This window comes from Streptomyces sp. NBC_01142 (assembly GCF_026341125.1).
Lineage (GTDB): Bacteria > Actinomycetota > Actinomycetes > Streptomycetales > Streptomycetaceae > Streptomyces.
The window spans coordinates 293,277-320,042 of record NZ_JAPEOR010000002.1; the positions used below are offsets into that span (position 1 = coordinate 293,277).

The window sequence follows — 26,766 nt, forward strand, 5'->3', positions numbered from 1 at the left end:
CCGACTGGCAGGATGTCAACTCCCGGCAGGAACCGGCCCGGTAGCCCCACGCACCGTGGCCCACATCCTCCCTCGCGACCGCCACCACACGCACAGGAGAACAGACCATGACCGACAAGGACGTTGCGCAGACAGACGAGCGGGGTTACCACACACCCCCCTGGTGGGCGGATCTCGGGACGCTGGGTGCTGTCGCACTGATCATCTTCGGTGGTCTCGCGGCAGCGTGGGTCTTCCTCCGGTTGCCCGGCGCCCCGGCGAACCTGGCGACTGGCTACTACCAGGCCGCCAAGGTCATCGCCATCGGCCTGGTGATCGCGGGAAGTGCCCTGGTGGGCCGCCGTCGCGCCCGGGCCGCGGCCACCGACGAGAAGAACGAGCCGTGACACCTCTGACGCCGCCGGCCGGTATTGCGGTGGTGGCCGGAGACGTGCAATAGCCGTGCAGTCATGAGGGCACGCGGCGGCGACTCCTGCTGTCGCCGGCCAATGTCATTGCGCACCGCTCAAGCAAGTGGACGGCGGCACACCCTGTTGTCGTGGGCGGGTCAGTCCGCGCCCCAGATGTCCTCCAGGTAGCGGTTCGCCTGGCGCAGTCCGGTGAACCAGGCGTCTGCGTCGCCCGCCGATGTGCCGGTGCGGCTGGTGAAGATGTCGGTGAAGGCGCGCCGTACGTCGGGCGCCATCCTGGTGGCGTCGCCGCAGACGAAGACCACGGCCTGATCCTGCAGCAACTGCCACACCTCGTCGGCGTGTTCGGCGATCAGGTGCTGGACGTACGTCTTGGGCCTGCCCGGCACCCGCGAGAACGCCGGTTGCAGCCGTACGACCCCCAGCTGCTCGAAGTGCCGCAGCTCCTCCTCGTAGAGGAAGTCCCGTTCGGGGTTGCGGCAGCCGAAGAAGAGCAGCGACTGGGCGACCGGCGCGCCCTGCTCCTTCTGCGTGGCCCGCTCCTGCAGGAAGCCGCGGAAGGGTGCGAGGCCGGTGCCGCAGCCGATCATGATCATCGGAAGGTGGGGGTTGTCCGGGGGCCTGAACGGGATCGTGGGCTTGCGGACGAAGGCGAAGACTGTGCTGTCGGGGTCGCTGTGCGCCAGGTGGTTGGAGCACACGCCGTGGAAGAGTCCGTGGCCGGATCGGGCCGGGTCCTCCAGTACGCCGGTGGTGATGCTGCAGACGTCCGGGGAGACCAGGGGCGAGGAGGAGATCGAGTAGTAGCGCGGGCGCAGTGGCGGCAGCAGCTCCAGGAAGGTGTCGAACGGCAGATGGCAGTCCGGGAACTCGCCGAGCAGGTCGAGCACCGACTTGCGCGGGGCGAAGACCCGCTCCTGGTAGTGCTCGCGGCTCTCGGGGTCGTCGGCCGCGAGGGTGAGCAGTTCGTCACGTTGCTTGGGGTCGTCGGTACGGGCGGCCATGGCCTCCAGGTCGGAGCGGGTGGCCACGTCCTGCAACTCGACGCAGCTGGCGAGCACGCCGATCAACGGCACGGCCTCGCCCGTCGGCAGGTGGCTGGGCACCCCTGGGCCCGGGGCGATCGTGATGTAGTTGCCCAGGTCCAGCTTGAAGTGCCGGCACACGCGCCATACGGCGTCGACCTGGTTGCGCGGCAGCACGCCGAGGTGGTCGCCCGCCTCGTAGGTCGTCCCTTCGGGCAGGGCGATCTCCAGGTGGCGGGTGGAACGTTCCGGCCGCCCGCCGTCGTGGTGCTGCAGCTCGCGGTTGACCCGTACGAAAGCGGGACGGGCACGGTAGGAGGTGATGACCGGGTTGGTCTCACGCCTGTTGACCATCGAGATCGCCAGCCCGGGCCTGGGAGCGGCGGCCTGACCGACCGCGGCCGGCAGCGACAGCGCCTCGGCGAGGTCCGGCCACAGCCCGGCGTGCCATGCCCGGTACTGCGCGTCGAAGTCGCTCTTGGCGTCTCCCTCGCCGCGCGGGTGGACGCGGGTGGCGCCGTGTGCCTCCAGCTCGGTGTCGACCAGCTTGGGGACGGTCTGGTAGGTAGCCGCCCAGTCGGTGTGTCCGCAGCCGAAGACGGTGTACCGCATGGTGGAGCAGGCGTCCGCCGGGGTCGCCGGGTCCTGTAGCCAGCCGCAGAACCGGGCGGCGTTGTCCGGCGCTGTGCCGTTGTACGAGGCGGTGACGACGATGGTCGCGCCCTCGCGGGGCAGATCGCCGAGGTGGTCGTCGAGCGGGCCGACCGTGACGTCGAAGCCGCGTTCCGTTCCCTCCCGTGCGAGTTCTCCCGCGATCCCTTCGGCGGTGCCCAGGTTGGAGCCGAAGAGCACCGCCAGCGGTGTACCGTGCACGTCCACGGCGGGCACGGCGGTGGCCTCGGGCTTCGGCGCCTTCGCCGGTTCCGCCTCCGCGGCGCGCGGCAAAGGCGCGGCGGCCGTCCGTCCAGCGAGTGGTCTGACCTGCACCTTGAGCCCGTCCGGCTTGATGGTGAGGGTCTGTTTGATCTTCAGCTGGTAGCCGAGGTGGTCGATCAGTTCGAAGCGCTGCAGCAGCATGCCGAGCACCAGCTGCGCCTCCTGCATGGCGAACTGCCTGCCGATGCAGGCCCGCTGTCCGGTGCCGAAGGGTTTGAAGGCGTTCGGCCGAAGCTGTGACCGACGCTCCGGGCTGAAGTGCTCGGGGTCGAAGTCCTCTGCGTTCGGGCCCCAGATGTTGCTGTCCCGGTGGAGTGCGGGGGTGAGGATGGTCAGCGGGGTGCCGGGGGAGATCCGGTAGCGGCCGCCGATGGTCGTCTCCTCGTACGGGGTGCGGGTGAAGGCAGGCGCGGTCGGCCACAGCCGCAACGACTCGTCCAGCACCTGCGCGATGTAGGTGAGCCGGTGCACCTGCTCGTATGTCGGCGCGACCCCCAAATCCGTGCCCAGGACCTCGTCGGCCTCGGCACGCGCGCGCTCGACCACCTCGGGGTGCTTGAGCAGGAAGTGCGTGGCGAAGGAGAGCAGACCGCTGGTCGTCTCGTGACCGGCGATGAGGAACGTGATGCACTGCGCCCGGATGTTCTCGTCCGGAAGCCGCTCGCCCGTCTGCCGGTCCACACCGGCCAGCATGCAGCCGAGCAGGTCCTTGGTCTCGGTGTCCCCGGCCGCCCGCCGCCGCCGGATGAGCTGATCGACGATCTCGTTCATGAACGCGTTGTCCCGCTCGTACCGGCGCTGGGCGCGCTTGCGGGCGCGGTTGACGGCGGCGGGCAGCCGGGCCTGGCTCTGGGCCTCCAGCAGGACCCGCGTCATGGCCTGGACGAACGGGTGCGGAGTTTCCCGGTAGAAGGAGTTGAGACGATAGCCGAATCCACACAGCGCGACGGTGTCCAGGGTGAGGCGCGTCATGTCGGCCGACACGTCGACCTCGTCGTCGGGGTTGAGCCGGGCCCACTTGTCCAACAGCTGCCCGGCCAGGTCCAGCATCATCGGCATGTAGTCGCGCATCGCCTTCAGGCCGAACGGCGGCATCAGGATGCTGTGCGCCCGCCGCCACATCGGGTCGGCGGTGTCCGCGGTGAAGAGCCCGTTGCCGATGGCGGAGCTCTGCAGCCGCGTCAGCCCTCCGGTCACCAACTTGTCGAAGCGCGCGTCGTCGCAGATCTCGTCGACCAGATCGGCCCCGGAGACGAAGATCCGCCCACCGAGCGGCGTGTCCAGCCGGAAGATCGGCCCATACTGACGAGCCAGCCGGATCGCGTGTTCGATGAAGTTCCGGTGTGCGATGTCCCGGAGATTCCCGATCAGCGGAAGCCCGGCAGGCGCGGGTATCTCCTCCGCACCGCCACCACTCAGCGTCGTCATCTCCATCACTCCCAGGAATCGGTGGAGCCGCGGTCCGTGTATCGAGCGTCTCCCTGCGGTGCGGGGGCCGCAACAGCAGATGTGGTCGTGAGGCACCGGGTCGGACCTGCGCGTTCTCACTCAGGCCGAGGGCGCCTGATCGGTTGAGCGGCCCGTCCTGAGAGAAGCCCGGTCGAGCGTCGCCTCCGGCGCGGCCGTCCCGGATGAGGCGCTGCCCGAGCTGGGTGGTGTCGAGGGCCTGAGCCCGGAGGACCTGGCGGACATGCGGGCGACGGGGCTGGGCGAGTTCATGGCGGGCGACACCACGCTCATCATGACCACGTTCGACACCCTCGGCCCGGCCGCCGCTGAGCACATTTACGGCGCTGACCTGGTTCGGCGTGCTCGCAAGCTGGCGAGCAGCAGCTCGCTGATGACCATCGGACGCCGGTAGGAGGCCGTGATGACCGAGACCGTGAACACCACCACCAGCAGCGAGCAGCCGGCCCCGGAGCTGTCCGGCGTCGACCTGTCACGGGTCGCACTGCACCAGGCCCGCGAAGCCGCCAAGGCCCGCGGCGAGGGCGGGACTCGGAAGACGAAGCGCCGCACCCGCACCACGGCGGCCCGGCGCGACGGCCGGGAGCCGACCGGGTTCGCAGCGGTGCTCCAGGGCCTGATGGCCGACCGGGCCTGGGACGTCCCTGCCGCAGGCGGCAGCATCCTGGACCAGTGGCCGGCAATCGCGGCCACCGTCTCCCCGAACCTGCCCGCGCACGTCACCGCCGTTGCCTTCCACGCCGACTCCGGCCAACTGGACCTGCGCCCGGACTCGTCCGCGTACGCCACCCAGCTGCGGCTGATCAGCTCCCGGATCGTCGCCGCGGTGAACGACGGGGTCGGCACACAGGCGGTCCGCACCGTCCAGGTCCTGGCCGTTGGCGCGACCGGCCCGGCGCACCGCGCCGACCTTGAGAGGGGCGGACCCAGATCATCCCGACCAGCTCGCCGCGCACCAGCGGCATGATGAGCGGGCGCGGCACGGTCCCCTCACCCAGCCCTGCGGTGTACGCGCTCTTCACCACGCCGACCAATGCGTCCCACATCCGCGCTTCCACGGAAGCCCCCTCCGTCTGCCGTAACCCGCTCGCGCGTGCGGCGGCCAGCCGCTCACCAGTACAGGGCGGGCCCCTGCTCCCTACCGGCGTCGGCGAAGGCTTTGGCACGTACGCGCTGCTCTCCATCACCCGGCCGGTGCCCGGCGGAGGGGAGTGGAGGCGACCGTCGCCGCCCGATCGAATCCCTCGCATCTGGGAGAGCGCAAAGCACCTGATCCACCGCTTCGCAGCGGACGGAATTCGGAGTTCCATGAATTCGGCCCTGCGGAAATCCGGTTCCCTGCACGGGCGGACTATTTCAGCCATGCGAAACAGAAAGCTGTCTCAAAGCGAAAATTGAGAATCTTTTGCCAACAGGTTGCGGCTACTGTTGCCGAATTCTGATCAAGTCCCGCTTAGCGGGAGGTATTTCGGGGGTGGAGAATGACTGCACGTAGCCGAGAGCGCATAGCAAGATCCGCTATAGCTTTCTCGCTCGTGGTAGCAGTAGGAGCCGCAGTGAGCGATGCCCAGACGGCCACGGCGGGGACGCCCGACGCCGCTGTCTGCGACCTGCCCGACGAAGGAGAGCTGAGCACCGGTGACCTGCCCGCTGGCTCCTCCGTGATCGGCTGCGGTGCAGTCGGGCGCGTCGTCACCTATGACGGTACCGGTGTGACGGTTCCCGAGCCGGGGACGGCCGTGAGCATTTCGGCGCTGGCGCCGGACGGGAGCACGCACGGGTTCACCCTGGAGGTCGCCGCCGACGGCAAGGTCTCCTACGACCTGGGCGGCGCTGACGCGGATTCGTCCACCGCTGGTTCGGACGTCCCTGACGTCCTGTCGAATGCTGCGGCTACAGCGGCTGACCTCTCGCATGAGTCGGACAGCACCGACGCAGACGCACCAGACACCACTGCTACGGGAGAGACCGAGGTAGCAGACGCGGATTCCTCGGCAGCCGCGGATGCCTGCAGCGACGGCGCCTACTCCACTGATGATCGCAAGGAGTACGGCACCTACGAGTGGTGGATCGGCGACGGGGGAATGCCCGGCAGTCTGTCACGCGAAGACGCCAGGGAAGCGTTCTGGGATGCCATCGACAACATCACCGGCAGCTCCAACAATTGCGGCTACAGCGACCAAGTCCCCGCGAAGCACCACTACCGGGCGCCCACGAGCTTCGAAGCGGACATCAACAGCAGAACTCAGTGCACAGACCGGGACACGCTGAGCACCTGGGACGCCGGCGACCTCGGGTCCGGCGTCGTCGCGGCGACATGCTCCTGGACCTGGCCCATGCCCGGCGTCAAGAACGACTTGCGTGAGGCCGACGTCCGCTTCAACACCGCCGACTACGACTTCACGAACAAGCCGACGAGCAGATGCTCGAATAAGTACGACATCCGCTCCGTAGGTACGCACGAGGCCGGACACGTCTTCGGACTCGGACATGTCGGTTCGGGGCACCAGAACCTCACCATGTACACGAACTCGTTCACCTGCACCACGAAGGCAAGGACCCTTGGCAAGGGAGACGTCATGGGTCTGCGCAGCATCTACTGAGGGAGAACGGCAATGAACCGAGCCGTACGATCTGCGGGCCTGCTGCTGGCGGCGACTCTGACGGTGCCGACCGCAGGGTGCGCCGCCGACGACAGCAGCGACGGGGGGGCACCGTCCTGCGCGATCCAGTTCACCTATGACGGCCGGACGTACCGGGATGTCGCGAACGTGGATTTCACGGTCGCCGACAAGCTGGGCAGTGCTACCAAGCCGCCGTGCGACGACACAGGCGGCCAGGACGAAGCCGAGGAGGCTGGAACCACAGAGACCGCCTACGAAGTGGACGGCCTCTCTCCGAAGGTGGCGATCGCCGTCGGGGACACCCCCGAGGACGCCGTATTCGTCGTCTCCTACTCCGGCTCGGAACTCCCGCCCGAGGTGAAGAGACTGATCGACGGCTCATGACGCGGAGTGGTGCCCGGCAGCACAACTGATGCTGGCCAATTCCGGCCCTGGCGTGACCGTCGGCTCCCAAGACCTGTCTGTGGTCTCGGGAGCCGACGTCGTCTGGTGCGACGGTGGTTGGTCTGCAGTTCGAAGCACGCGGATCACCGTGGCGGTTCGAGCAGGTCAACGGTGGCCAGGCCTGCTGTCGACGGTCCGCAGGCCACGCCTCAGCCGTAGCGGGGGGACCATGGAACGGAGGTCGTACGGGGGGGGTGCGGGCGCGATATTGTGGAGTCTTCTTATCTGCGGTTTTGTGATCTGGCAGGAGTACCCGCGTGCCCGAGGACCCCATCGCTCACAGCGAGCTCGCTGCCCTGACCCGGCGTTTCGAAGAGGTCGCGGAGAAGCACGACCGCGAGTTCGGGATCATCAAGTCCGACCTCACCGCGGTGCGTCTCCAGATCGGGAACCTGGACCAGAAGGTCGAGGCTCTCGACAAGAAGATCGACCGGAACCAGGCTCAGATCATCGAGCTGCTCACCCAGCTCGTGGGACAGCGCCCCGACGCCGGCTGACTTCTCCGCCCGGCGCCCGGCCCGTACATGGCGACGGCCCCGACCAGACACCTCTGGACGCTGTTGGTTAATTCCGCCCCGCTGGATCTCATCCAGCGGGGCGGAGTGCTGCGAAGGGTGAGATACGGGTGCGGGCGAGGGGTCTGCCGGTGAGCCAGGCGTCGAGGCGGGCGAGGTTGATGGCGGCTCCGGTGAAGTGGTGTTGCAGCCGGGTTTTGGCGAGGCCGCGGTAGCGGGATCTGCGCAGGCCGAACGCCTGGACGCCTTGGGAGATGGTGCCCTCGACCCCAGCACGGTGCCCGTAGCGTCGTCGCCATAGCGCGGTGTCCTGTTCGATCCGGGCCTGTTGGAGGATCTCGTGCTCGGCCTGGGGGCGGAAGGTGAGTGCGCGTCCCTTGGGCGAGTCGGTGCACGACGTCCTCAGCTCGCAGGGGCCGCACTCTCTGGCCGGGAACTTGACCCGGGTCACGGGGGTGCCCCGGTGGCTGGTGGTCGCTCGCCAGACAGTGCTCTGTTTACCTCCGGGACAGGTGACCGTGTGCTGGTCCCAGTCGATGGTGAAGCGAGTGTTGTCGAAGAAGTCCCCGGCCGCCTGTTTCCGGTTGGTCACCTTCCCGACAGGGCCGACGAGGTCAATGCCGTGGTCGCGGCGAGCGTGGTGGATCTGCTCGGCGTCCACGTATCCGGCGTCCACCAGGTGCTCGTCCGGCAAGAGCTCACGCTCGGCCAGCGCGGTGTGGATGTCCTCCAGGACAGCGATGTCACTGACCGGTGCCGGGGTGGTGTGGATGTGGGTGATCAGGTGCGGTGCGTCGGGCTCGCAGGTCTCGCTGAGGTGGACCTTGTAGCCGGACCAGCCCAGATCCCGCTTGGATCCGGTCCTTGCCCCGGGTTCGTGCGGGGTGCGTAAGCGGATCAGGCCCGGCGGGGTGTTCTTCGGCTCCCGCCAGCGCACGGCGTCGTCGGCCTGGTAAAACTGCTGCACCCAGGTCTGGCGCAGCAACTCCACGGCCGGGAGGGCCCGCAGGCTGGGCGGCGCCGACACCGACCAGACAGCCTTAAGCAGCACCATGCCATCGGCCCCGCACTGGTCTCCGTGCTCGACACGTGCCGCCCATCGGGACGGGAAACGGCTGTCCTCCGGCCGGGCCGAGTAGCGGTCGAACCACTCCGGCGCCGCCACCGTCACCAGCCATTCCCCGGCCACCTCAGCAACCTGGTTCAGCACCGCTCGCAGCGTCTCGACCACGAACTCCAGCCGGCTCAGGTCCCTGGTCACGGCCAGCACATGGGTGGCGTCCGTACGCTGCCGCTTGCCCGCCTTGACCAGCCCGGCCTCCCCACCGGCCCGAAGCACCGCGTCGAACACCACCCGGTCCGCATCCGACTCGGCCAGCCGGGCCCGGAACTCGCTGAGCACGGAGAAGTCGAACCCGGTATCGGCGAGCTCCAGAGACAGGGCGTACTTCCAGTCCAGACGCGAGCGGACCGCGTGCGCGGCCTGCCGGTCGGTCAGCCCCTCCGCGAACTGCAACACCGACACCAGCGCCAGCCGGGCCGGCGACACCGCCGGACGCCCCCGCACCGGGAACAACCCCTCGAACTGGGCATCAGCGAAGACTGGCCCGAGCACATCCCGCATCCGCATCGCCAGACAGCCCTTCGGGAACACCGCACGCGCCACCCGCGCGGTCTCCTCCGGAATCTCCGCCAACTCCACCCCATGCAACGACACGAACCCACCCCAGAAACACGACGACGGCCTGTACCACCCCAACGGGGTCGTACAGGCCGTCGTCACGCAGGCCCCGGATTTACCAACAGCGTCCAGACACCTCTGGTCGGGGCCGTGGTGCGTCCGGGGTCAATTTCCGGCGAGCAGGTGTTCCTGCCGGGCCTGGACCAGGCCGCGCCATGCGGAGCGGACCTCGTCTTCGCTCCTGGTCCAGCGGATGGTCGAGGGCTCCGGGAGGGGAAGGCGGGCCATGAAGTGGGCGATGTCGGTGAAGTAGGCGAAGTCGCCGGTGGCGGTGAGCACGCGCAGCCGGCCGATGGTAGCGGCCAGGTCCTGGTCCTCGCCGTGGACGGCGTGGTGGAAGGCGAGGGCGAGCTCCACGAACCGGTGGAGGAAGGGAAGCCCCGCGGCCTCGATGTCGGTGTGCAGGCTCTGGGCGCGGGCGGTGACGTCACCGGTTCCGGCGTCCTTGATCAGGGCGACGACCTGGGCGAGGAGGGTGTTGGACCGCTGGTCGAGGCCGTCGAGGAGCTGGTGGGCGAGGGCGAGCTCGTCATCTGCTCGGTCGGGGTCGGCGAAGGAGACTGCGAGGGCGAGACGGACCTGCATCATGGCGCGCTCGCCGGCGGCACCGTGCTGCTCGGCTTCGGCACGGCCGGCTTCGAAGGCGGCGACGGCGGCCGCGGTATCGGCGTGGGACCAGTGGATGTCGCCCAGGACACGGTGGTGGCGGCCCTTCCAGCCCAGGGCGGGGACTGCCGCCAGGGCGGTGGGGAAGTCGCCGGCGAGACGGGCCAGGTTGGCCAGTGCCCGGCGGGCCTTGACGGCGAGGCGGCCATCGGCGTCGGCGACCTGCTGCATCCCGGTGCGGGCGGCGTCCCGCAGGGGGCTGGAGCCGCCGGGCGGCTCAGTCCTCGTCTGTGCCCGACCGCCGGGGAGGCCAGGGCGCGTCGGCTCCGGATTGGGCGTAGGCCAGGTTCAGTGCGGCCGCGATGACGCCGAGATGGCTGAACCCCTGGGGGAAGTTGCCGAGTTGCTCCCCGGTGTCGGGGTCGACCTCCTCCGCCAGGAGGCCGAGGTCGTTGGCGCAGTCCAGGACGCCGGCGAGGTACTTCTCTGCTTTCTCGGTGCGGCCGGCACGTGCCAGGGCGGACGCCAGCCACAGGGTGCAGAAGACGAACGAGCCCTCCTCGCCCGACAGGCCGTCCGCCCCGAGGTAGCGGTAGACGTGGCCGTTGCGGGTCAGCTCGGCTTCCGTCCGGTCGATCGTGGCGAGGATCCTGGGATCGTTCCCGGGCAGGAAGCCCCGCAGGCTCACCTGCAGCGAGGATGCGTCGAGTTCGTCGTGGTCGAAGGCCTGGAGGAACGCACCGGTCTTGGGGTCAACTCCCTTGGTTTCCAAGGTCGTCCGAATCTCCTGGCGGGCTTGTGCCCAACGCTCCCGCAACCCCGGCTCCTGAGCCGGCGCGGGGACCATGTCGAGGAGGCGGATGCCGCAGTCGACGGCGGCCCATGCCATCAGTTTGGAGAAGACGAAATTCCGGCGCTCGCCGCGGATCTCCCAGATACCCTCGTCGGGCTCCTTCCAGCGCTTGATGTTGAGGTCCACCACGTCGCGCAGGAACCGCACGCCGCGCGGGGCGATGATCTGCCGGCCGCGCAGCTTCAGGATGAGCAGCGTCGCTTCCAGCAGTTCGCCGTACGTGTCCAGCTGGAACTGGTCCCACGCGCCGTTTCCCACCCGGACCGGGCGAGAGGCACGGTAGCCCTCCAGATGGTCCAGTTCGACTTCGTGCAGCAGCCGCTCACCGCCGATGCCGTACATGATCTGCAGGTCCTCGGCCCGGCCCGCGGTCGTGCGCAGCAGCCAGTCACCGAACCGCTCCGCTTCCTCCAGATACCCGAGGGCGCCCAGCGAGCCGAGCATGGCCGCGGAGTCGCGCAGCCAGGTGTAGCGGTAGTCCCAGTTGCGTTCTCCACCGATCTCCTCGGGGAGCGAGGTGGTGGGGGCCGCGGCCAGAGCGCCGGTCTCGTCGTAGATGAGTCCCTTCAGCACGAGCGCGCTACGCACCACGGCGTCGCGGTGGGGGCCCTGGTAGGTGCACCGCGCGGCCCAGTTGGTCCAGAACGCCACGGTCTCCGCCAGCCTGCCGTTCAGGTCGACGAGGGAGTGACGCTCGATGGTCAGTGCCCCGGCCCGCGCGTAGGTGAGAGCCACGTGGGCGACCTGCCCCTCCGTCAGGGTCGTCCGCGCGGTGCAGTTGCCGAGGTCGTCGACCTTGAGCGGTGCCAGCCCGCTCTGCAGAAGCAGGCAATCCGGGCCTCCGGTGACCACGGCCAGATCCTCGTCGGTGAGTTCCATGTGCGGGACGGTCATCCCGTACTCGAATCTGGGGGCGAACTCCAGCTCCACGTCGACTGTGCCCGACTCGCTGCGCACGGTGCGCAGCAGCAGTCCCTCCGGGGGCCGCCGCTCGACCCGGCCGGGGCGGGTGAGGTCCTCACGCACCGGCAGGCAGTCCGTCACGGTGACGACTCCGGTGGCCGTGTCGAAGCGGGTCTCCAGCACGTTCGTGTCCGGCAGGTAGCGACGGGTGGTGGTGAACTGTCCTACCGGGGCTATGCGGAAGTAGCCGCCTCGGTTCCGGTCCAGTATGCGGGCGAAGACCGATCGCCCGTCGAAGCGGTGGAAGCATGCCCATTCCACCGACGCGTCGCGGCTCACCAGCGCCACGGAGTGGCAGTCGCTGAGGAAGGCGTAGTCGGAGACCGGCGGGTAATCGGTCCTGGTCATGTCGTTCAACTCCCTCAGGACGCGAAGTCCACCATCACCTTGATGCCGGTCCGGTCCCGGTCGAGTGCCTGATCGATGTCGCGCGGGGCGATTCGCCGTGTCACAAGTCCCTCCAGCCAGCCCCGCTCGGCTCGGCTCGGCTCGGCTCGGGCGAACTCCCTGGCGGCCAGGTAGTAGTGGGCGGCGGTTGGCGTTGACGGATCTGAAGGCCGCGAGGTTCCGCAGAACGGCCGACGTGGCGAGCCGTCCTCGATGCCGCCCGCGGACCGGCCCGTCAGCGAGCCGACGCCGGTGAGGCAGACAAGCCCGCCCGCGGCGACCACCTCGGCCGACTGCCGGATCAGGGCGGGCACGCCGGTGCACTCGACGACGAGAACTCGGGGCTCAGCCCCAGGTCTCTTCCCGGGTACCACTGTCACCGCACGCATGACGCCTCAATTCTGCGTGTCAGCCGCCGACCCACATGGCGGCCCGGCGCCCCTTGGGCCGGCTGTCCAGGTCACAAGCACCTCGACTTCGCCTGTTGGTACTCCTCCTCACCAATGTCCCTCTGCCTCCTGAGATCGGCGAGTCTTGCGAGGTTCCCGACCGGTGCCGGAGAGGTCCTTCCGACGGCTCGGCGCCGTCACGAGGAGGGCTCCACACGTGACGCCGACAGCCGGCCGGCGACGATGGCGATCCGGTCGCCGGACGGTCCCTTTCTCGCGCTTGCCGCGAAATCTGTAGTGGCGGCTCTCCTGGCCATGACCTCAGGGCCCCCTACCAAGCAGGGGCGACAGAGACTCTTCGGGTGGCAGCCCTACCTCACCACCCACTCTGTTCGTTTCGTCGCGGACGACAACCCTGTGCAGCTCTCTTGGCTACCTGCTCACTGCACTTGTGGAGACAAAAACGCCGCCTGTCAGGGCAGATGAGCGGAGCGCCGAATCCGCCCTGAGCTCGAGCACCCGCTCCGGGACAACGAGAAACGGGACCTCACCGGGACTTTCGTCTCTGGTGAGAACCCGTTTCGTCGGTTTCTCGCACCCCAGGACCCGGCCCTCAGAAAACCCCCGGCGCTCTCCTCGTCAGCGAGAGCAGGTCGCGCGCCGGGCCCGTCGGGCGGTGGGAGTGGGGCCAGACCGCGCGCAGGTCGCGGCGCAGGTGGACGCCCTCCACCGGGATCGCCGTGAGGCGGCGAGACGCCAGCTCCTCCGTGACCGCGAGCTCGCTCAGGACCGCCGGGCCCGCACCACTCACCGCCGCCCCCTTGACCGCAGTGGTCGAGGCAAGCTCCATGAGCGGCTCCGCAAGGCCGCCGCACTCGCTCAGCGCCGAGTCCAGGACCTGGCGCGTACCCGAGCCCCGTTCGCGCAGGATGAGGGGCGCGGCCGCCAGTTCCGCCGGGGTGAGCGGCGACCGGCGGCGGGCCCACGGGTGGCTCGGTGCCGCGACCACGAGCAGCCGGTCGCGGCCGATGACCGTCCCGTCCAGGCCCTCCGGCACGGACAGCCCCTCCACGAAGCCGAGATCCGCCTCACCCTCCAGCAGCCGCCGGGCCACGCTGGAGGAGTTCCCGGCCAGCAGCGAAACCGCCGTACCGGGACGCTCGGCACGGAGCGCGATCAGCCACCCCGGGAGCAGGTACTCCGCGATGGTCATCGAAGCCGCCACCCGCAGCCGCGAGTCGCGCCGCCCCCGTAGTGCCTGCGCACCCGCGTCGAACGCCTCTGCCGCTTCCACGACCCGCCGCGCCCAGTCCGTGACCAGCGCGCCCGCTTCGGTCAGCTGCGATCCGCGCGGCGAGCGGTCCACCAGGGCCACGCCGAGTCGGCGCTCCATGGAGCGGACCCGGCTGCTGGCGGCGGGCTGGGTGATCCCGAGTTCGCGGGCCGCCCGCCCCAGGCTGCCGTGCCGGGCGACAGCGAGCAGCAGCTCCAGCGCGCCCAGGTCCGGCACCCGGTGGGCGAGCGGCACACGTTCCGCGTTGTCGTCACTCATAAGGTCAGCTTATGGGGCCATAGGGAAGAGATCCCTGGTGGGGAGCCGCACCCCGCGTGAGAGTGGAGCCATGGTCATCGCTGTGCAGCCTCGCACTCACGCCGCCGCAACCGCTCTCGCGGCCCCACGACTGCCGTCGCTGCGCCACTTCGGCCCCAACTGGTACGCGACCGTCATGGGCACCGCCATCGTCGCGAACGCCGGCATCGCCCTCCCCGTCGACCTCCCGGGTCTCGAGACCGCGTGCATCGCGGTGTGGGCGCTGTCCGCCGCACTGCTGGCCCTGGTCCTGGCCGCACGTGGCGCGCACTGGTTCCACCACCGTGAACAGGCCCGCGCCCACCTGCTCGACCCGTCGGTCGCGCCCTTCTACGGCTGCCTGTCCATGGCACTGCTGGCGGTCGGCATCGGCACCCTGACCGTGGGCCAGGAGGTGATCGGCGAGCAGTCGGCGCTGACGGTGGCGGCCGTGCTGTTCGTGACCGGCACCCTCATAGGGCTGGCTGCCGCGGTGGTCGTCCCGTATCTGATGGTCGAGCGGCGGCTGGTGACGCCCGACAACGCCTCGCCCGTCTGGCTGCTCCCTGTCGTCTCCCCGATGGTCGCCGCGTCGTTCGGCCCTCTGCTGGTGCCGCATCTGCCGGCCGGGCAGTGGCGGGAGGCGATGCTCCTCGCGAGCTATGCGATGTTCGGGATCAGCCTGCTGGCCACGTTCGTCATTCTGCCGATGGTCTTCTCCCGGCTCGTCCGCCACGGCCCGCTGCCGCTCGTGCTCACCCCCACCCTCTTTCTGGTCCTCGGCCCGCTCGGGCAGTCCACGACCGCCGTCAACAAGCTGGCGGACGTGGCCCCGGGCGCGATCCGGGCTCCGTACGCCGACGGGTTCGCCGCCTTCGCCGTGATCTACGGCGTCCCGGTGATGGGCTTCGCCATGCTGTGGCTGGCGCTGGCCGGCGCGATGGTGGTGCGGGCGGTGCGCGACGGCATGCCGTTCGCGATGACCTGGTGGGCCTTCACCTTCCCGGTCGGCACCTGTGTGACCGGGGCGGAGGGCTTGGCGCAGCACACGGGTCTGGCCGCTTTCGACTGGCTCGCGGTCGGCCTGTTCGCGCTCCTCGTCACGGTGTGGGCCGTGACCGGTTTTCGTACGCTGCGTGGCCTGTTCAGCGGAGCGCTGCTCGCAGCGCCGCGCCGATGACCGCGGGCGCCTCGGCCAGCGACGGCCCGTACCAGGTCAGATGGCGTCCGCTGACAAGGGCGGCGGGCAGTTCCGGAAAGGCCTCGGGTCCGTCGTCCGCCGCGAACCGGTAGGGCTCGTCGGGCAGCACGGCCAGCTGGGCACCGCACCCCCTCAGTTCGTCCACGGGAATGCGGGGATAGCGCTCGGCGTGGCCGGCGTACACGTTCTCGACGCCGAGGCGGGCCAGCAGATCACCCGCGAAGGTGTTCCGGCCCAGCACCATCCACGGCCGCCGCCAGATGGGCACGATCGCGCGCCACCCGTCCGTCGGCGCGACTCGGGGCGCGCCCGCGGTCCCGGACACCGCACCGGACGCTTCCCCCGCCCCGGGCACGACACCGGACACCGCAGCGGACGCTTCCCCCGCCCCGGACACGACACCGCACACCGCACCGGACTCCACCGCGGCCCACGCCGCCTCAGCCTCGTCCAGCCAGCGCGGCCGCGCCAGCCCGCACCCCGCCACCAGCACCCGCTCCAGCTCGGCGAAGGCCTGCCGCAGATCGCGCACTTCGGTGACGAGCACCTCGACGCCCGCCTCCCGCAGGGCGGTGAGGTCGGGCTCGCGGTTCTCCTCCTCGTTCGCGATCACGAGGTCGGGGCGCAGCCGGATCACGGCCGCCACATCCGGGTTCTTGGTACCACCGATCCGTACGACATCGAGGTCGGCGGGATGGCTGCACCAGTCCGTGGCCCCGACCAGCAGCCCGGGGGCGCTGACCGCCACCGCCTCGGTCAGCGAGGGCACCAGAGAGACGACCCGCATGACTGCCCTACGCCTCCGTCGCCTCGATGTGGTCGGCGACCGCGACGATCAGGATGCGGGTTTCGGGGGCGGTGGCACGCCACCGGTGCCGTACGCCGCCGGAGAGGAAGAGGCTGTCCCCGGGCGCCAGCCGGAAGGCGCGGCCTTCCGCCTCCACCTCGGCGGCGCCGTCGGCGACGTACATCAGCTCGTCGTTGCGGTGCTGGAACTCACGGCCGGCGTCCTGCTCCCCGGTGAACTCCATGGCGTGCAGCTGATGGTGTCCGCGCACCAGCGCGCGTACTCCCGGGTCGGGCGCGAACCCGGAGTCGTCGGCGCGTACGAGGTCGACGGTGCGCGCCGGGTCGGAGGCGGCGAGCAGCTGGACGGCCGTGGTCTCCAGAGCGTCCGCCACCCGCTGGAGCGAGCGCATGCTGGGGCGGGCCCGTTCGTTCTCTACCTGGCTGAGGAAGGGCACCGACAGGCCGCTGCGGGCCGCGACCGCGGCGAGGGTGAGGCCGAGAGCCCGCCGGCGTCTGCGCACAGCCGCGCCCACCCGAAGCGGTTCGGTCTCCTTCGGGTCCTTCGGGTCTGTGCCGTCTTTCTCGTCCATTGGCAGGTCTCCCCTCCCCCGGTCCTCTCTCACCTTACGCAGCATCGGGGGGCCCTTGCTCACGAAGAGCGACAGGCACCGGAGACCGGGCGCCTTCGGCAAGCCGAAGGGGTGGGCCCCGCCAGTGGCGGGGCCCACCCCTTGCGCGCGGGTGTTTCCGGCGGACTACTGCTGTGCCTTCCCGCCCGCCTTGGCTGCCTTGGCGACCGGTGTCCACTTGTCGGCCAGGCCCGGGTTCTCCTCGAGCCAGGCGCGGACGGCGTCCTGCTCCTTGCCCTTCCCGGTCGTCTGGATCTTGGCTTCAAGGTCCGTGAGCTGCTTTTCGGTCATCTTGAAGTTCTTGAGCCACTTGCCGACCTGCGGGTTCTCGGCGGAGAAGCCCTTGCGGGCCAGGGTGTGCACGCCGTCGCCCTTGCCCCAGCTGCCCTGGGGATCCTTGAGCTTCTTCAGGTCGTAGCTGCTGTACGCCCAGTGCGGTGACCACAGCGTGGTGACGATGGGCTCCTTCTTGTCGTACGCGCGCTTCAGCTCGGCGAGCATGCCGGGCGTGGAGCCGTCGACGACCTTGTACTCGCCCTCCAGGCCGTAGTCCTTGAGCACCTTGTCCTTGAGGATGCCCATCATTCCGGCACTCGGCTCGATGCCGATGATCCGGCCCTTGAAACGGCTCGACTTGCCCTTGAGGTCCTCGAGGGAGTCGATGCCCTTCATGTACGAGGGGACGGAGAGCTCCAGCGAGGTGGGCCCGTACCAGGCGCCCACATCCTCGAGCTTGTTCCGGTACTTGTCCCAGTACTGGGCGTGCGTGACCGGGAGCCAGGAGTCGGTCTGGAAGTCGATCTGGCCGGTGGACAGGCCGGTGTAGAGCGCTCCGGCCTCCAGCTGCTTGGTGTCGACCTCGAAACCGCGCTGCTCCAGCAGCTCCTTCCAGAGGAAGGTGGAGGCGATGCCTTCGTCCCAGGGGATGTAGCCCAGGGAGATCTTCTTGCCCTGGCCGACGTTGTCCGCGCCCTTGGCGGAGCCGGACGTGGCGCCACCGAACATGCTCATGCTGCCCGCGACCAGCGCGAGGACGACGACACCGGCGACCGCGACGACGGGCTGCGGGCGGTAGCTCCAGATCTGCCGTCCACCGGTCACCGACGTGGCCTTGGCCAGCGCGCGGCGGCCGAGCGGCGAGACCTGGCGGCCCAGGGCGCCGGTGATCCGGTCGAGGTACATCGCCAGGATGACGATGGAGATACCGGCCTCGAAGCCGAGGCCGATGTCCACATTGCCGATGGCACGGTAGACCGCGCCGCCGAGTCCGCCGCCACCGACCATGCCGGCGATGACCACCATGGACAGCCCGAGCATGATCACCTGGTTGATACCGGCCATGATCGTCGGCAGCGCCAGGGGGAGCTGGATGCGCAGCAGCGTGTTGCGCGGGGTGGTGCCGAAAGCCTCGGCCGCCTCGACGAGCTCACCGTCGACCTGACGGATGCCGAGCTCCGTCATCCGTACGCCCGGAGGCAGCGCAAAGATGATCGTGGCGATGATGCCGGGGACCACACCGACGCCGAAGAAGATGATGCCGGGGATCAGATAGACCATCGCCGGCATGGTCTGCATGAAGTCGAGCACGGGCCGGATCACGGCGCTGACGGTCTTGGAGCGCGAGGCCCAGATACCGAGCGGGACCGCGATCGCCAGTGTGACGATGGTGGCGACGAGGACCAGCGAGAGGGTCGACATCGCGTCGTCCCACAGCTCGATGGAGTCGATCAGCGCAAACCCGGCGAAGGCGAGGGCGCCCGCGGCCAGACCGCGCAGCCACCAGGCGACGACGGCGAGGATGCCCGCGAAGAGCAGCGGCTCGGGCGCGGTGAGTACCGCGTCGATGCCGTCGTACAGGCCGGTGACGACGGAGCTGATCGCGTCGAAGAGCCAGGCGAGATGCTTCTGGAGGAAGTCGACACCGCTGTCGACCCAGTCTCCGAGGTGGAGCCTAGGCATTGCGGGCCACCTCCTTGGTCTTCCTGGTCTGCCCGGACTGTTCGTCCTGCTCGGACTGTTCGGTCTGCTCGGACTGCTCGGACTGCTCGGGCTGTTCGGACTGCTTCGGGACCGGGGCGGTGACCGGCGCGGCGTCCCTCGGGGGCTCGAGCGGGCTCATCGGCTCGCCGAGGACGGCGAGCAGCCGGGCGCGCGGTACGACACCCACGAGGCGGCCCTTCCCGTCCGTCACGGCGACCGCCGCATCGCTGGTGGAGCAGGGCGTGAACAGCTCGATGATCGGGGTGCTCTCCGGGACGGTGGCGGGCGCGGCCGCGAGGACGTCCTCGGGTGTACGGAGTTCCTTGCCGTCGTCCGTCCTCGTACCCATCACGGTGTGCGGCTCGGCCATGATCGCGCCCGCGGTCAGCACCCGGGAGCGGTCGACGTCCTGGGTGAAGGAGGCGACGTAGTCGTTGGCCGGGGTCACGAGAATGTCCTCGGCGCTGCCGAGCTGGACGATCCGGCCGTCCCGCATCACGGCGATCCGGTCACCGAGGCGCATGGCCTCGTTGAGGTCGTGCGTGATGAAGACGATGGTCTTCTTCAGCCGCTTCTGCAGCTCGAGGAGCTGGTCCTGCATATCGCGGCGGATCAACGGGTCGAGCGCGCTGAAGGACTCGTCCATCAGCAGCAGATCGGCGTCGGTGGCGAGCGCACGGGCCAGGCCGACGCGCTGCTGCATACCGCCGGAGAGCTCGTCGGGCCAGGAGTTCTCCCAGCCGGCGAGGCCGGTCATCTCCAGGGCCTCGGTGGCACGGCGGTCGCGCTCGGCGCGGGGGACGCCCTGCACCTCGAGGCCGTAGCCGGCGTTCTCCAGCACGCTGCGGTGCGGGAAGAGCGCGAAGTGCTGGAACACCATGCTGATCTTGGTGGAGCGGACGGCGCGCAGCTCGCGGGGGCGGAGCGCGGTGAGGTCCTGGCCGTCGAAGAGAACGCGTCCGGCGGTCGGCTCCAGCAGTCCGTTCAGCATGCGCAGCAACGTGGACTTGCCGGACCCGGACAGACCCATGACGACGAATATCTGACCCGGTTCGACGGCGAACGAGGCATCGATCACCGCTGCGGTCGTACCGTCGGCGCGCAGCTCGTCGCGGTCGCCGCCGCTTTCGAGCTTCCGTACCGCTTCGTCGGGTCGTCTGCCGAACACTTTGTACAAGTGCTCGGCTTGCAGCCTGGACACATACACCTCACGCGTTGAACCGAAAACGGCTCCGCCACCCCGGGCGACGGCATGAGCCGTCGACGGCAGAGGCAGAGCCGTGGAGCAGGGCGGGTTCCGCCCGCTGCCCCGGGGTGCGCCCGGCCGTACCCGGCCGGATGCGGAACCAGGGGGTCCGCTCCAGGTCCGCGCCTGCCCCTGTCCTCTCAGGGGCAAACGCAATGGTGAGCCACGTCACCGGGGCCGCTCGCGGGGTGGCTGTCGGCGGGGTGCGGCATCATCGGGTCTGTGACACGACGCCTGATGCTCCTCGACACCGCTTCCCTGTACTTCCGGGCCTATTTCGGGGTCCCCGATTCGGTCCGGGCCCCCGACGGCACGCCGGTCAACGCCGTGCGCGGACTGCTCGACTTCATCGCGCGGCTGGTCCAGGACCACCGCCCCGACGACCTGGTGGCCTGCTGGGACAACGACTGGCGGCCGCACTGGCGGGTCGAGCTGATCCCGACGTACAAGGCGCACCGCGTCGCGGTCGAGACGGAGCTGGGGCCGGACGAGGAGGAGACTCCGGACACCCTTGCCCCGCAGGTCCCGGTGATCATGGACGTGCTCGACGCGCTCGGCATCGCCCGGGTCGGCGCCGACGGGTACGAGGCGGACGATGTCATCGGCACACTCACCGGCCGTGCCACGGGCCCGGTGGACATCGTGACCGGCGACCGCGACCTCTTCCAGCTGGTCGACGACGCCCGCGGCCGGCGGGTGCTCTATCCCCTGAAGGGCGTCGGGACGCTCCAGGTCACGGACGAGGCATGGCTGCGCGAGAAGTACGGCGTGGACGGCCCGGGGTACGTCGATCTGGCACTGCTGCGCGGTGACCCGAGCGACGGACTGCCGGGCGTGCCCGGAATCGGCGAGAAGACCGCAGCCAAGCTGCTGGACGCCTTCGGCGATCTGGCCGGGATCATGGCCGCCGTCGACGACCGGACCTCCAAGCTGACACCCTCGCAGCGCAAGCGGCTGGACGAGGCCCGGGGCTATGTGGCGGTCGCGCCCAAGGTGGTCCGGGTCGCCTCGGACGTACCGCTGCCCGACTTCGACCCCGCGCTGCCCACCGAGCCGCGCGATCCGGCCTCGCTGGACGAGCTCGCGGCCCGGTGGGGGCTCGGCGGTGCCTTGAAACGGTTGTTGACCACACTCCAGCACTGAGTGTTAGCTTAGGCAAGCCTAACCAACTTCAGGGGAGACCGCCGTGGCAGAACGACCGGCCCGCAATGCACCGAAGGCCCACGAGGCGCAGGTGGTGCGCACCGAGCGGATCACTCCGCACATGGTGCGCGTCGTCCTGGGCGGTGAGGGGCTGGCCGGCCTGGGCGTCGGCGAGGCCACCGACCACTACGTCAAGCTGCTGTTCCCGGCCGAGGGGGTGACCTATCCGGAGCCGTTCGACATCGATCGGATCCGCAAGGAGTTCCCGCGCGAGCAGTGGCCCGCCAACCGCACGTACACGGTACGGAGTTGGGACCCGGTCAACCGCGAGATGGCGGTCGACTTCGTGGTCCACGGCGACGAGGGACTGGCCGGCCCGTGGGCGGCACGGGCCCGCGTGGGCGAGACGATGCACATCCTGGGCCCCGGCGGTGGTTTCGCCCCGGACCCGGCGGCGGACTGGCATTTGCTGGTGGGCGACGAGAGTGCGCTGCCCGCGATCGCCGCGTCGATGGAACAGATGCCTGCCGGCGCACTCGTCCATGCCTTCGTCGAGATCTCCGGCCCGGAGGAGGAGCAGAAGACCGCCACGCCCGACGGGACCGAGATCACCTGGCTGCACCGGGGCGACCGCCCGGTCGGCGAGGCGCTGGTCGCCGCCGTCACCTCGCTGGACTTCCCCGAGGGTGACGTGTGCGCCTTCGTCCACGGCGAGGCGGCGTTCGTGAAGGAGCTGCGTCGCCATCTCCGCCTGGAGCGGCAGGTACCGCGCGAGCAGCTGTCGATCTCCGGGTACTGGCGACTCGGCCAGACCGACGAGGACTGGCGCGCGGTCAAGCGCGAGTGGAACGAGCAGGTGGAACGCGAACAGGAACCCGGCGCCTGACGCGACCTGCACCACGGGCCCCGCGCCCCGGCCCTGCCCCCGGCGATTCAGCCGGGGGCTCTGTCGTCGCCGGACATACGTACCGAGACGTCCACGTGCGCGGGTCTCGCGGTGACGCCGGCGCCGCGTCGCCCAGGATCGCGCCGGTCACCACGCTCCGCGGCTCACCGACGGCGTAACGGGCACGATGCGGTCCGCTGCCGATCCCGGCACCTTGTGCACCGACGTGCACCGACGTGCACCGACGGGCACCGACGGGCACCGACGGGCACCGACGGGCCGGACCGTAGGCAGCCGCGAGCACTCCGCGACGGGTGACACCTTCAGCGCACCCGCATCGAGCAGCGGGGACGGTCCGCGACGGGAGTCGGCGGCCGTCCCGTACAACCGGTGTCGTACGGGACGGACTTCGGGACGGGCGTCGGGACGGACTTGCGGTATGCGCGGAAGACGCGCAGAGGGCGCGGGCCGAACGCCGGACCGCCCGGACCATGGCCCCCAACAGCGCGCATCCACGGGCGCGTGCGAACATCGGCGCACCCGGACCAATCCGTACAGCCCTCGGCTACGAATGCCTGACGGATGCCTGGTGGAAACTGTCCGGAAGACATCCGCACCGTGGAGGAAAGCCGCGTGAAACAAGCCGTACACATCGGCGGCCCCGCCTCGGCGGGCCCCGATCTGCAGGAACTGCTCGGTCTCGTGGCCAGAGGAGACCAGGAAGCCTTCTCCCGCGTGTACGACACGGTCTGCGGGCAGGTCCTCGGACTGGTACGCACCGTGCTGCGCGATCCCGCCCAGTCGGAAGAGGTGACACAGGAGGTGCTGATCGAGATCTGGCGCAGCGCCGCACGCTTTCAGCCGACCCGCGGATCGGCGATGGCCTGGATCCTCACCCTCGCCCACCGGCGGGCGGTGGACCGGGTCCGGTCCGCCCAGGCCGCCACCGACCGCGAGCGGCGGGCTGCCCTGCTGGAGCAGATCCCCGCCTACGACGAGGTCGTCGAACAGGTCGAGGCCAGCCTCGAGCGCGAACAAGTACGGCGCTGCCTGCGCACGCTGACCGAGCTGCAGCGCCAGTCGGTGACCCTCGCGTACTACCGGGGGCTGGCCTACCGCGAAGTGGCCGAACTTCTCTCCGTGCCACTGGGCACGGTCAAGACACGACTGCGCGACGGGCTCATCCGCCTGCGCGACTGCCTGGGGGTGAGCACGTGAGCACCGCTGATCTGCACACGCTGACCGGCGCCTATGTGCTGCACGCACTCGCGCCCGACGAGCGTGCCGAGTTCGAGCGGCACCTTCAAGTGTGCCCGTCCTGCGCGCAGGAGGTACGCGAACTGAGCGCCACCGCCGGGCGGTTGGCGCTCGCGGTGGCGGTGGTACCGCCCCCCGCGCTCAAGGCGCAGGTGATGGGCCGGATCTCCGCCGAGCGCCAGGAGGCGCCCTGGGTCCCGCGGCAGGCCCGCCGTGGCGTGCGCGGCCGCCGCGGCCGGGCACTGTCGCGCTTCGCGCTGGCGGCCTGTATCGCCGCGGCCGCGGGCTTCGGCGGGGTGGCCGTCTGGCAGCACGGCGAGGCGCAGGACGCGCGCGATACGGCGCAGCGCGCGCAGCGCCAGTCCGAGGAGCTGGCCTCGGTGCTGGCCGCGCCGGACGCCAAGGCGAGCACCGCGAAACTCTCGGACGGGGGACGCGGCACGGTCGTCGTCTCACAGCGCCGGAACAAGGCGGTCTTCCTCACCTCGGGCCTGCCCAAACCGCCTCAGGGCAAGGTCTACCAACTCTGGTACAGCGATGCCGGAACGATGCGCCCGGCCGGACTGATGGACCCCGCCGCCACCGACAGCGCCGTACTGATGGACGGCCCGCTGAACGCGGCATCGGGCATGGGCATCACCGTCGAACCGGCCGGCGGTTCCGCCAAACCGACCTCCGACCCCCTGGCCCTGGTGAACTTCCCCGCCTGAAAAAGGACGGCGCATGAGTGTTGCGGTCATGCTCTTCACCTCCGATCTGCGGCTGCACGACCAGCCGGCGCTACGAGCCGCGCTGCGCGAGGCCGACGAGATCGTGCCCCTGTTCGTACTCGATCCGGGCGTACGGAAAGCGGGCTTCGACGCCCCCAACCGCCGGGCGTTCCTGGCCGACTGCCTGGCATCGCTCGACGCCGGTCTGCACGAGCGGGGCGGGCGGCTCGTGATCCGTACCGGCGATGTCACCGAGCAGGTCTGCCGGGTGATCGCCGAGAGCGGTGCCCGCGCGGTGCATGTCTCGGCCGGGGTCAGCGCCTACGCCGTACGCAGGGAGGAGCGGCTGCGCGAGGCTCTGACAGCGCTGCGGTGCACCCTGCACGTCCATGACGCGGTCGTCACCGCGCTGCCCCCGGGGCAGATCACGCCCGTCGGCCGCGACCACTTCGCGGTGTTCACACCGTACTTCCGCAAGTGGGAGGCGGCCGGGGTACGCGAGCCCGTGCCCGCGCCACGCTCCGTGGCGGTCCCCGAGCTCGCCGGCCATCCGCTGCCGCGCCGCACCGCGGTCACGGGCGTGTCGCCCCAACTGGCCAACGGCGGGGAGACGGAGGGCCGTCGGCGGCTGAGTGCCTGGCTCGCCGACAGGAGCAAAGGCATCGGGGCGTACGACGACCGGCACGACGATCTCCAGGGCGACGCCACCTCCCGGCTCTCCCCGCATCTGCACTTCGGCACCCTCTCCGCCGCCGAACTCGTCCACCGGGCACGCCGCAAGGGCGGCCCGGGCGCGGACGCTTTTGTACGGCAGCTGGCCTGGCGGGACTTCCACCACCAGGTCCTCGCGGCCCGGCCGGACGCGGCACACGCCGACTACCGTCCGCGCGGCGACCGCTGGCGCGCCGACGAGAAGGAGATCACCGCCTGGAAGGAAGGCATGACCGGCTGTCCGATCGTGGACGCGGCCATGCGCCAGCTGCTGCACGAGGGCTGGATGCACAACCGCGGACGGCTGCTGACGGCGAGCTATCTCACCAAGACCCTGTACGTGGACTGGCGTATCGGTGCCCGCCACTTCCTGGATCTGCTGGTGGACGGGGACATCGCCAACAACCAGCTCAACTGGCAGTGGGTGGCGGGCACCGGGACCGACACCCGCCCCAACCGCGTCCTGAATCCGCTCGCCCAGGCCAGGCGGTTCGATCCGCGGGGAGAGTACGTACGCCGGTGGGTCCCGGAGCTCGCCGGACTGGCCGGGCCCGCCGTGCACCGGCCGTGGAAGCTCGATGGGCTCGAGCGGGCGCGCCTCGACTACCCCGACCCGCTGGTGGATCCGGCGGAGGGGCGGGCGAGGTTCGAGCGGGCCCGTGGACTGGACGGGCCCCGGCCCGGTTCCTGAGCCTCAGGCCTCGTTCGGCGGGCGGCCCGTCTCCCCCTTCGTCAGCAGCAGTTGCTGCACCTCCAGACAGCCGGCGCGGAAGCCCGCCTCGAAGTGGGCGAGACAGAAGGTCCACATACGGCGGAAGGCCTCGTCGTAGCCGAGGGCGGCGACCTCGTTGGCGCGTCCGGTGAAGCGTTCGCGCCACAGGCGAAGCGTCTCGGCGTAGTGCAGGCCGAAGCCGTCCCGCTCGGCAACCCGCAGTGCGGTGCATCCGGCGACGATCTGATCGATCCTCTCGGTCGACGGCAGCATCCCGCCGGGGAAGAGGTACTTCCGGCTCCAGGCGGAGGTGGCGTGGGAGGCCGGCAGCCTCGTGTGCGGCACGGTCACCGCCTGGAGAGCGATCCGTCCGCCGGGCGCGAGCAGCCGGTCGAGCGACATGAAGTACTCCGGCCAGTGCTCCTCACCGACGGCCTCGGCCGCCTCCACGCTGACGATCGCGTCGAAACTGCCCAGCACCTTGCGGTAGTCGCGCAGCAGAACGGTCACCCGGCCCTCCAGGCCCGCGGCGCGGACGCGCTGCCGGGCCAGCGCCTGCTGCTCGCGCGAGGGGGTGACGGTCAGTACGCGCGCGCCGCGCTGCGCCGCACGGATCGCCGACTCTCCCCAGCCGGTGCCGAGTTCCAGCAGCTGGGTGCCCGGTCCGACCTGCGCGAGATCGAGCAGCCGGTCTATCTTGCGCTGCTGCGCGGCGGGCAGGAGGTGCTGCTCCGCGGGGAAGCCGCGAAAGAGGGCGGAGGAGTACGAAAGGGTCTCGTCGAGGAAGAGCGCGAACAGCTCGTTCGACAGGTCGCGCGAGCCTTCGGCGGTGTTGCGGTACGCGGCCGGACGGCGCGGCGAACTGGTCGCCCTGCCCCCGCCCAGCCGCTGGAGCGGCTCGGGTACGAGGGCGGGGTCGTGCTCGGCGAGCACGGTCAGCACGCCGACGAGGTCGCGGGCCTCCCATTCGCCCGCCAGGTAGGACTCGCCGAAGCCGATGAGGCCCTCGGCGCCGATGCGCCGGAAGAAGGCGTGCGGATCGCGCACCTCCATGAGGGGCCCGCCCAGGCCGATCGGCTCCCTGCCGGCGAGTCGCACCCGCAGTGGAAGCCGGCGAAGCGCGCGCCGGACGCACCGTTCGATGACGGCCGCCCGCAGCGGGGAGGTCCGGGGCAGGTGGGTCACCTCGGGCCGGTTCCGTGCGGCAACGGACGCGGCTCGCGAGGACGCGGGGGACACGGACACGATCACTTCACATCCTCCTGGGGCAGCTGACGGGGACGCAGACGGGGCGTAGGGGCGGACGGGGCCGCAGGAACAGTCCGCGCAGACAGCGGCGGATGCCGTGGAACCGGATACCGGCGGACACCGCCGGCGTCGGCAGATGCGGGTGGCTGCGCGGCCGTAAGCCGCCGTTCCACTGTCATTCCCGCTCCCTCCGGGCCGGCTGGGTCACCGCGCCTCACTGGGCAATTCGGTGCGACAGGGTGCCTGGATTGGTCGAAGGCGAGACTTTCGACGGACGCTGCCCCGAGGAGGGCAACGGAGTGCGGCCACACGCCGGGTGACGGC

At 70.2% G+C, this 26,766-nt stretch carries 23 protein-coding genes; 12 read left to right on the top strand and 11 right to left on the bottom strand.

Annotated features, from left to right (window positions below):
- Positions 1-107: 107 nt before the first annotated feature.
- Entirely contained in the window at positions 108-386 is a 279-nt protein-coding gene (locus OG883_RS18715; protein WP_266542373.1) for a hypothetical protein, read from the top strand.
- A 161-nt stretch (positions 387-547) separates the two neighbouring features.
- Here the strand turns inward: OG883_RS18715 and OG883_RS18720 are convergent, their stop codons facing one another.
- On the bottom strand, positions 548-3,799 hold the full coding sequence (locus tag OG883_RS18720) for a bifunctional cytochrome P450/NADPH--P450 reductase (RefSeq protein WP_266542375.1): 3,252 nt from the start codon (positions 3,797-3,799) through the stop codon (positions 548-550).
- A gap of 262 nt (positions 3,800-4,061) precedes the next feature.
- Between OG883_RS18720 and OG883_RS18725 the strand changes: the two genes are divergently transcribed.
- From OG883_RS18725 to OG883_RS18745, 5 genes are all read left to right on the top strand, one after another.
- A complete protein-coding gene (locus OG883_RS18725) occupies positions 4,062-4,232 on the top strand; it encodes a hypothetical protein (protein WP_266542377.1) in 171 nt (56 codons plus the stop codon).
- 9 nt (positions 4,233-4,241) lie between these two features.
- Complete coding sequence (locus tag OG883_RS18730) at positions 4,242-4,805, top strand: DciA family protein (RefSeq protein ID WP_266542379.1); 564 nt, start codon at positions 4,242-4,244, stop codon at positions 4,803-4,805.
- Between the two features lie 589 nt (positions 4,806-5,394).
- Positions 5,395-6,441: a matrixin family metalloprotease gene (locus OG883_RS18735; RefSeq protein ID WP_266542381.1), complete on the top strand. Its 1,047-nt coding sequence runs from the start codon at positions 5,395-5,397 to the stop codon at positions 6,439-6,441.
- A gap of 12 nt (positions 6,442-6,453) precedes the next feature.
- Positions 6,454-6,846, top strand: coding sequence for a DUF6281 family protein (locus OG883_RS18740; RefSeq protein ID WP_266542383.1), 393 nt, complete (start codon positions 6,454-6,456; stop codon positions 6,844-6,846).
- Between the two features lie 317 nt (positions 6,847-7,163).
- On the top strand, positions 7,164-7,403 hold the full coding sequence (locus OG883_RS18745; RefSeq protein ID WP_266542384.1) for a hypothetical protein: 240 nt from the start codon (positions 7,164-7,166) through the stop codon (positions 7,401-7,403).
- A gap of 88 nt (positions 7,404-7,491) precedes the next feature.
- Here the strand turns inward: OG883_RS18745 and OG883_RS18750 are convergent, their stop codons facing one another.
- From OG883_RS18750 to OG883_RS18770, 5 genes are all read right to left on the bottom strand, one after another.
- Entirely contained in the window at positions 7,492-9,138 is a 1,647-nt protein-coding gene (locus OG883_RS18750; RefSeq protein WP_266542386.1) for an IS1182 family transposase, read from the bottom strand.
- Between the two features lie 129 nt (positions 9,139-9,267).
- Positions 9,268-9,999, bottom strand: coding sequence for a hypothetical protein (locus OG883_RS18755; protein ID WP_266542388.1), 732 nt, complete (start codon positions 9,997-9,999; stop codon positions 9,268-9,270).
- 46 nt (positions 10,000-10,045) lie between these two features.
- Complete coding sequence (locus OG883_RS18760) at positions 10,046-11,932, bottom strand: glycoside hydrolase family 15 protein (protein ID WP_266542390.1); 1,887 nt, start codon at positions 11,930-11,932, stop codon at positions 10,046-10,048.
- Positions 11,933-11,946: 14 nt separating this feature from the next.
- Entirely contained in the window at positions 11,947-12,285 is a 339-nt protein-coding gene (locus OG883_RS18765) for a hypothetical protein (RefSeq protein WP_266542392.1), read from the bottom strand.
- A 688-nt stretch (positions 12,286-12,973) separates the two neighbouring features.
- Entirely contained in the window at positions 12,974-13,912 is a 939-nt protein-coding gene (locus OG883_RS18770; protein ID WP_266542393.1) for a LysR family transcriptional regulator, read from the bottom strand.
- A 70-nt stretch (positions 13,913-13,982) separates the two neighbouring features.
- On the opposite strand from OG883_RS18770, the gene OG883_RS18775 reads away from it, so the two are divergent.
- On the top strand, positions 13,983-15,110 hold the full coding sequence (locus tag OG883_RS18775; protein ID WP_266542395.1) for a TDT family transporter: 1,128 nt from the start codon (positions 13,983-13,985) through the stop codon (positions 15,108-15,110).
- Here the strand turns inward: OG883_RS18775 and OG883_RS18780 are convergent.
- The 4 genes from OG883_RS18780 to OG883_RS18795 form a co-directional block, all read right to left on the bottom strand.
- Positions 15,076-15,918 (bottom strand): helical backbone metal receptor, encoded by an 843-nt coding sequence (locus tag OG883_RS18780; RefSeq protein WP_266542397.1) that lies wholly within the window; start codon positions 15,916-15,918, stop codon positions 15,076-15,078. The genes OG883_RS18775 and OG883_RS18780 overlap by 35 nt on opposite strands.
- Positions 15,919-15,925: 7 nt before the next feature.
- A complete protein-coding gene (locus OG883_RS18785) occupies positions 15,926-16,510 on the bottom strand; it encodes a helix-turn-helix domain-containing protein (RefSeq protein ID WP_266542399.1) in 585 nt (194 codons plus the stop codon).
- Positions 16,511-16,675: 165 nt separating this feature from the next.
- A complete protein-coding gene (locus tag OG883_RS18790; protein ID WP_266542401.1) occupies positions 16,676-18,508 on the bottom strand; it encodes an ABC transporter permease/substrate binding protein in 1,833 nt (610 codons plus the stop codon).
- Positions 18,501-19,730, bottom strand: a complete 1,230-nt coding sequence (locus tag OG883_RS18795; RefSeq protein ID WP_266542402.1) for a glycine betaine/L-proline ABC transporter ATP-binding protein — start codon at positions 19,728-19,730, stop codon at positions 18,501-18,503. Before OG883_RS18795 ends, OG883_RS18790 begins: the two co-directional genes overlap by 8 nt.
- A 282-nt stretch (positions 19,731-20,012) precedes the next feature.
- Between OG883_RS18795 and OG883_RS18800 the strand changes: the two genes are divergently transcribed.
- The 5 genes from OG883_RS18800 to OG883_RS18820 all read left to right on the top strand — a co-directional run bounded on the left by OG883_RS18800 (position 20,013) and on the right by OG883_RS18820 (position 25,173).
- Entirely contained in the window at positions 20,013-20,918 is a 906-nt protein-coding gene (locus OG883_RS18800) for a 5'-3' exonuclease (protein ID WP_266549170.1), read from the top strand.
- Positions 20,919-20,961: 43 nt separating this feature from the next.
- Positions 20,962-21,804: a siderophore-interacting protein gene (locus OG883_RS18805; RefSeq protein WP_266542404.1), complete on the top strand. Its 843-nt coding sequence runs from the start codon at positions 20,962-20,964 to the stop codon at positions 21,802-21,804.
- 633 nt (positions 21,805-22,437) lie between these two features.
- Positions 22,438-23,022 (top strand): sigma-70 family RNA polymerase sigma factor, encoded by a 585-nt coding sequence (locus OG883_RS18810; RefSeq protein WP_266542405.1) that lies wholly within the window; start codon positions 22,438-22,440, stop codon positions 23,020-23,022.
- Positions 23,019-23,771: an anti-sigma factor gene (locus tag OG883_RS18815; protein ID WP_266542406.1), complete on the top strand. Its 753-nt coding sequence runs from the start codon at positions 23,019-23,021 to the stop codon at positions 23,769-23,771. Before OG883_RS18810 ends, OG883_RS18815 begins: the two co-directional genes overlap by 4 nt.
- Before the next feature lie 13 nt (positions 23,772-23,784).
- Positions 23,785-25,173 carry a deoxyribodipyrimidine photo-lyase gene (locus tag OG883_RS18820; RefSeq protein ID WP_266542408.1) on the top strand — a complete coding sequence of 463 codons (1,389 nt, stop codon included), beginning with the start codon at positions 23,785-23,787 and terminating at the stop codon, positions 25,171-25,173.
- Between the two features lie 3 nt (positions 25,174-25,176).
- On the opposite strand, the gene OG883_RS18825 is transcribed toward OG883_RS18820, so the two are convergent.
- A complete protein-coding gene (locus tag OG883_RS18825; RefSeq protein ID WP_266549185.1) occupies positions 25,177-26,379 on the bottom strand; it encodes a cyclopropane-fatty-acyl-phospholipid synthase family protein in 1,203 nt (400 codons plus the stop codon).
- Between the last annotated feature and the right edge of the window lie 387 nt (positions 26,380-26,766).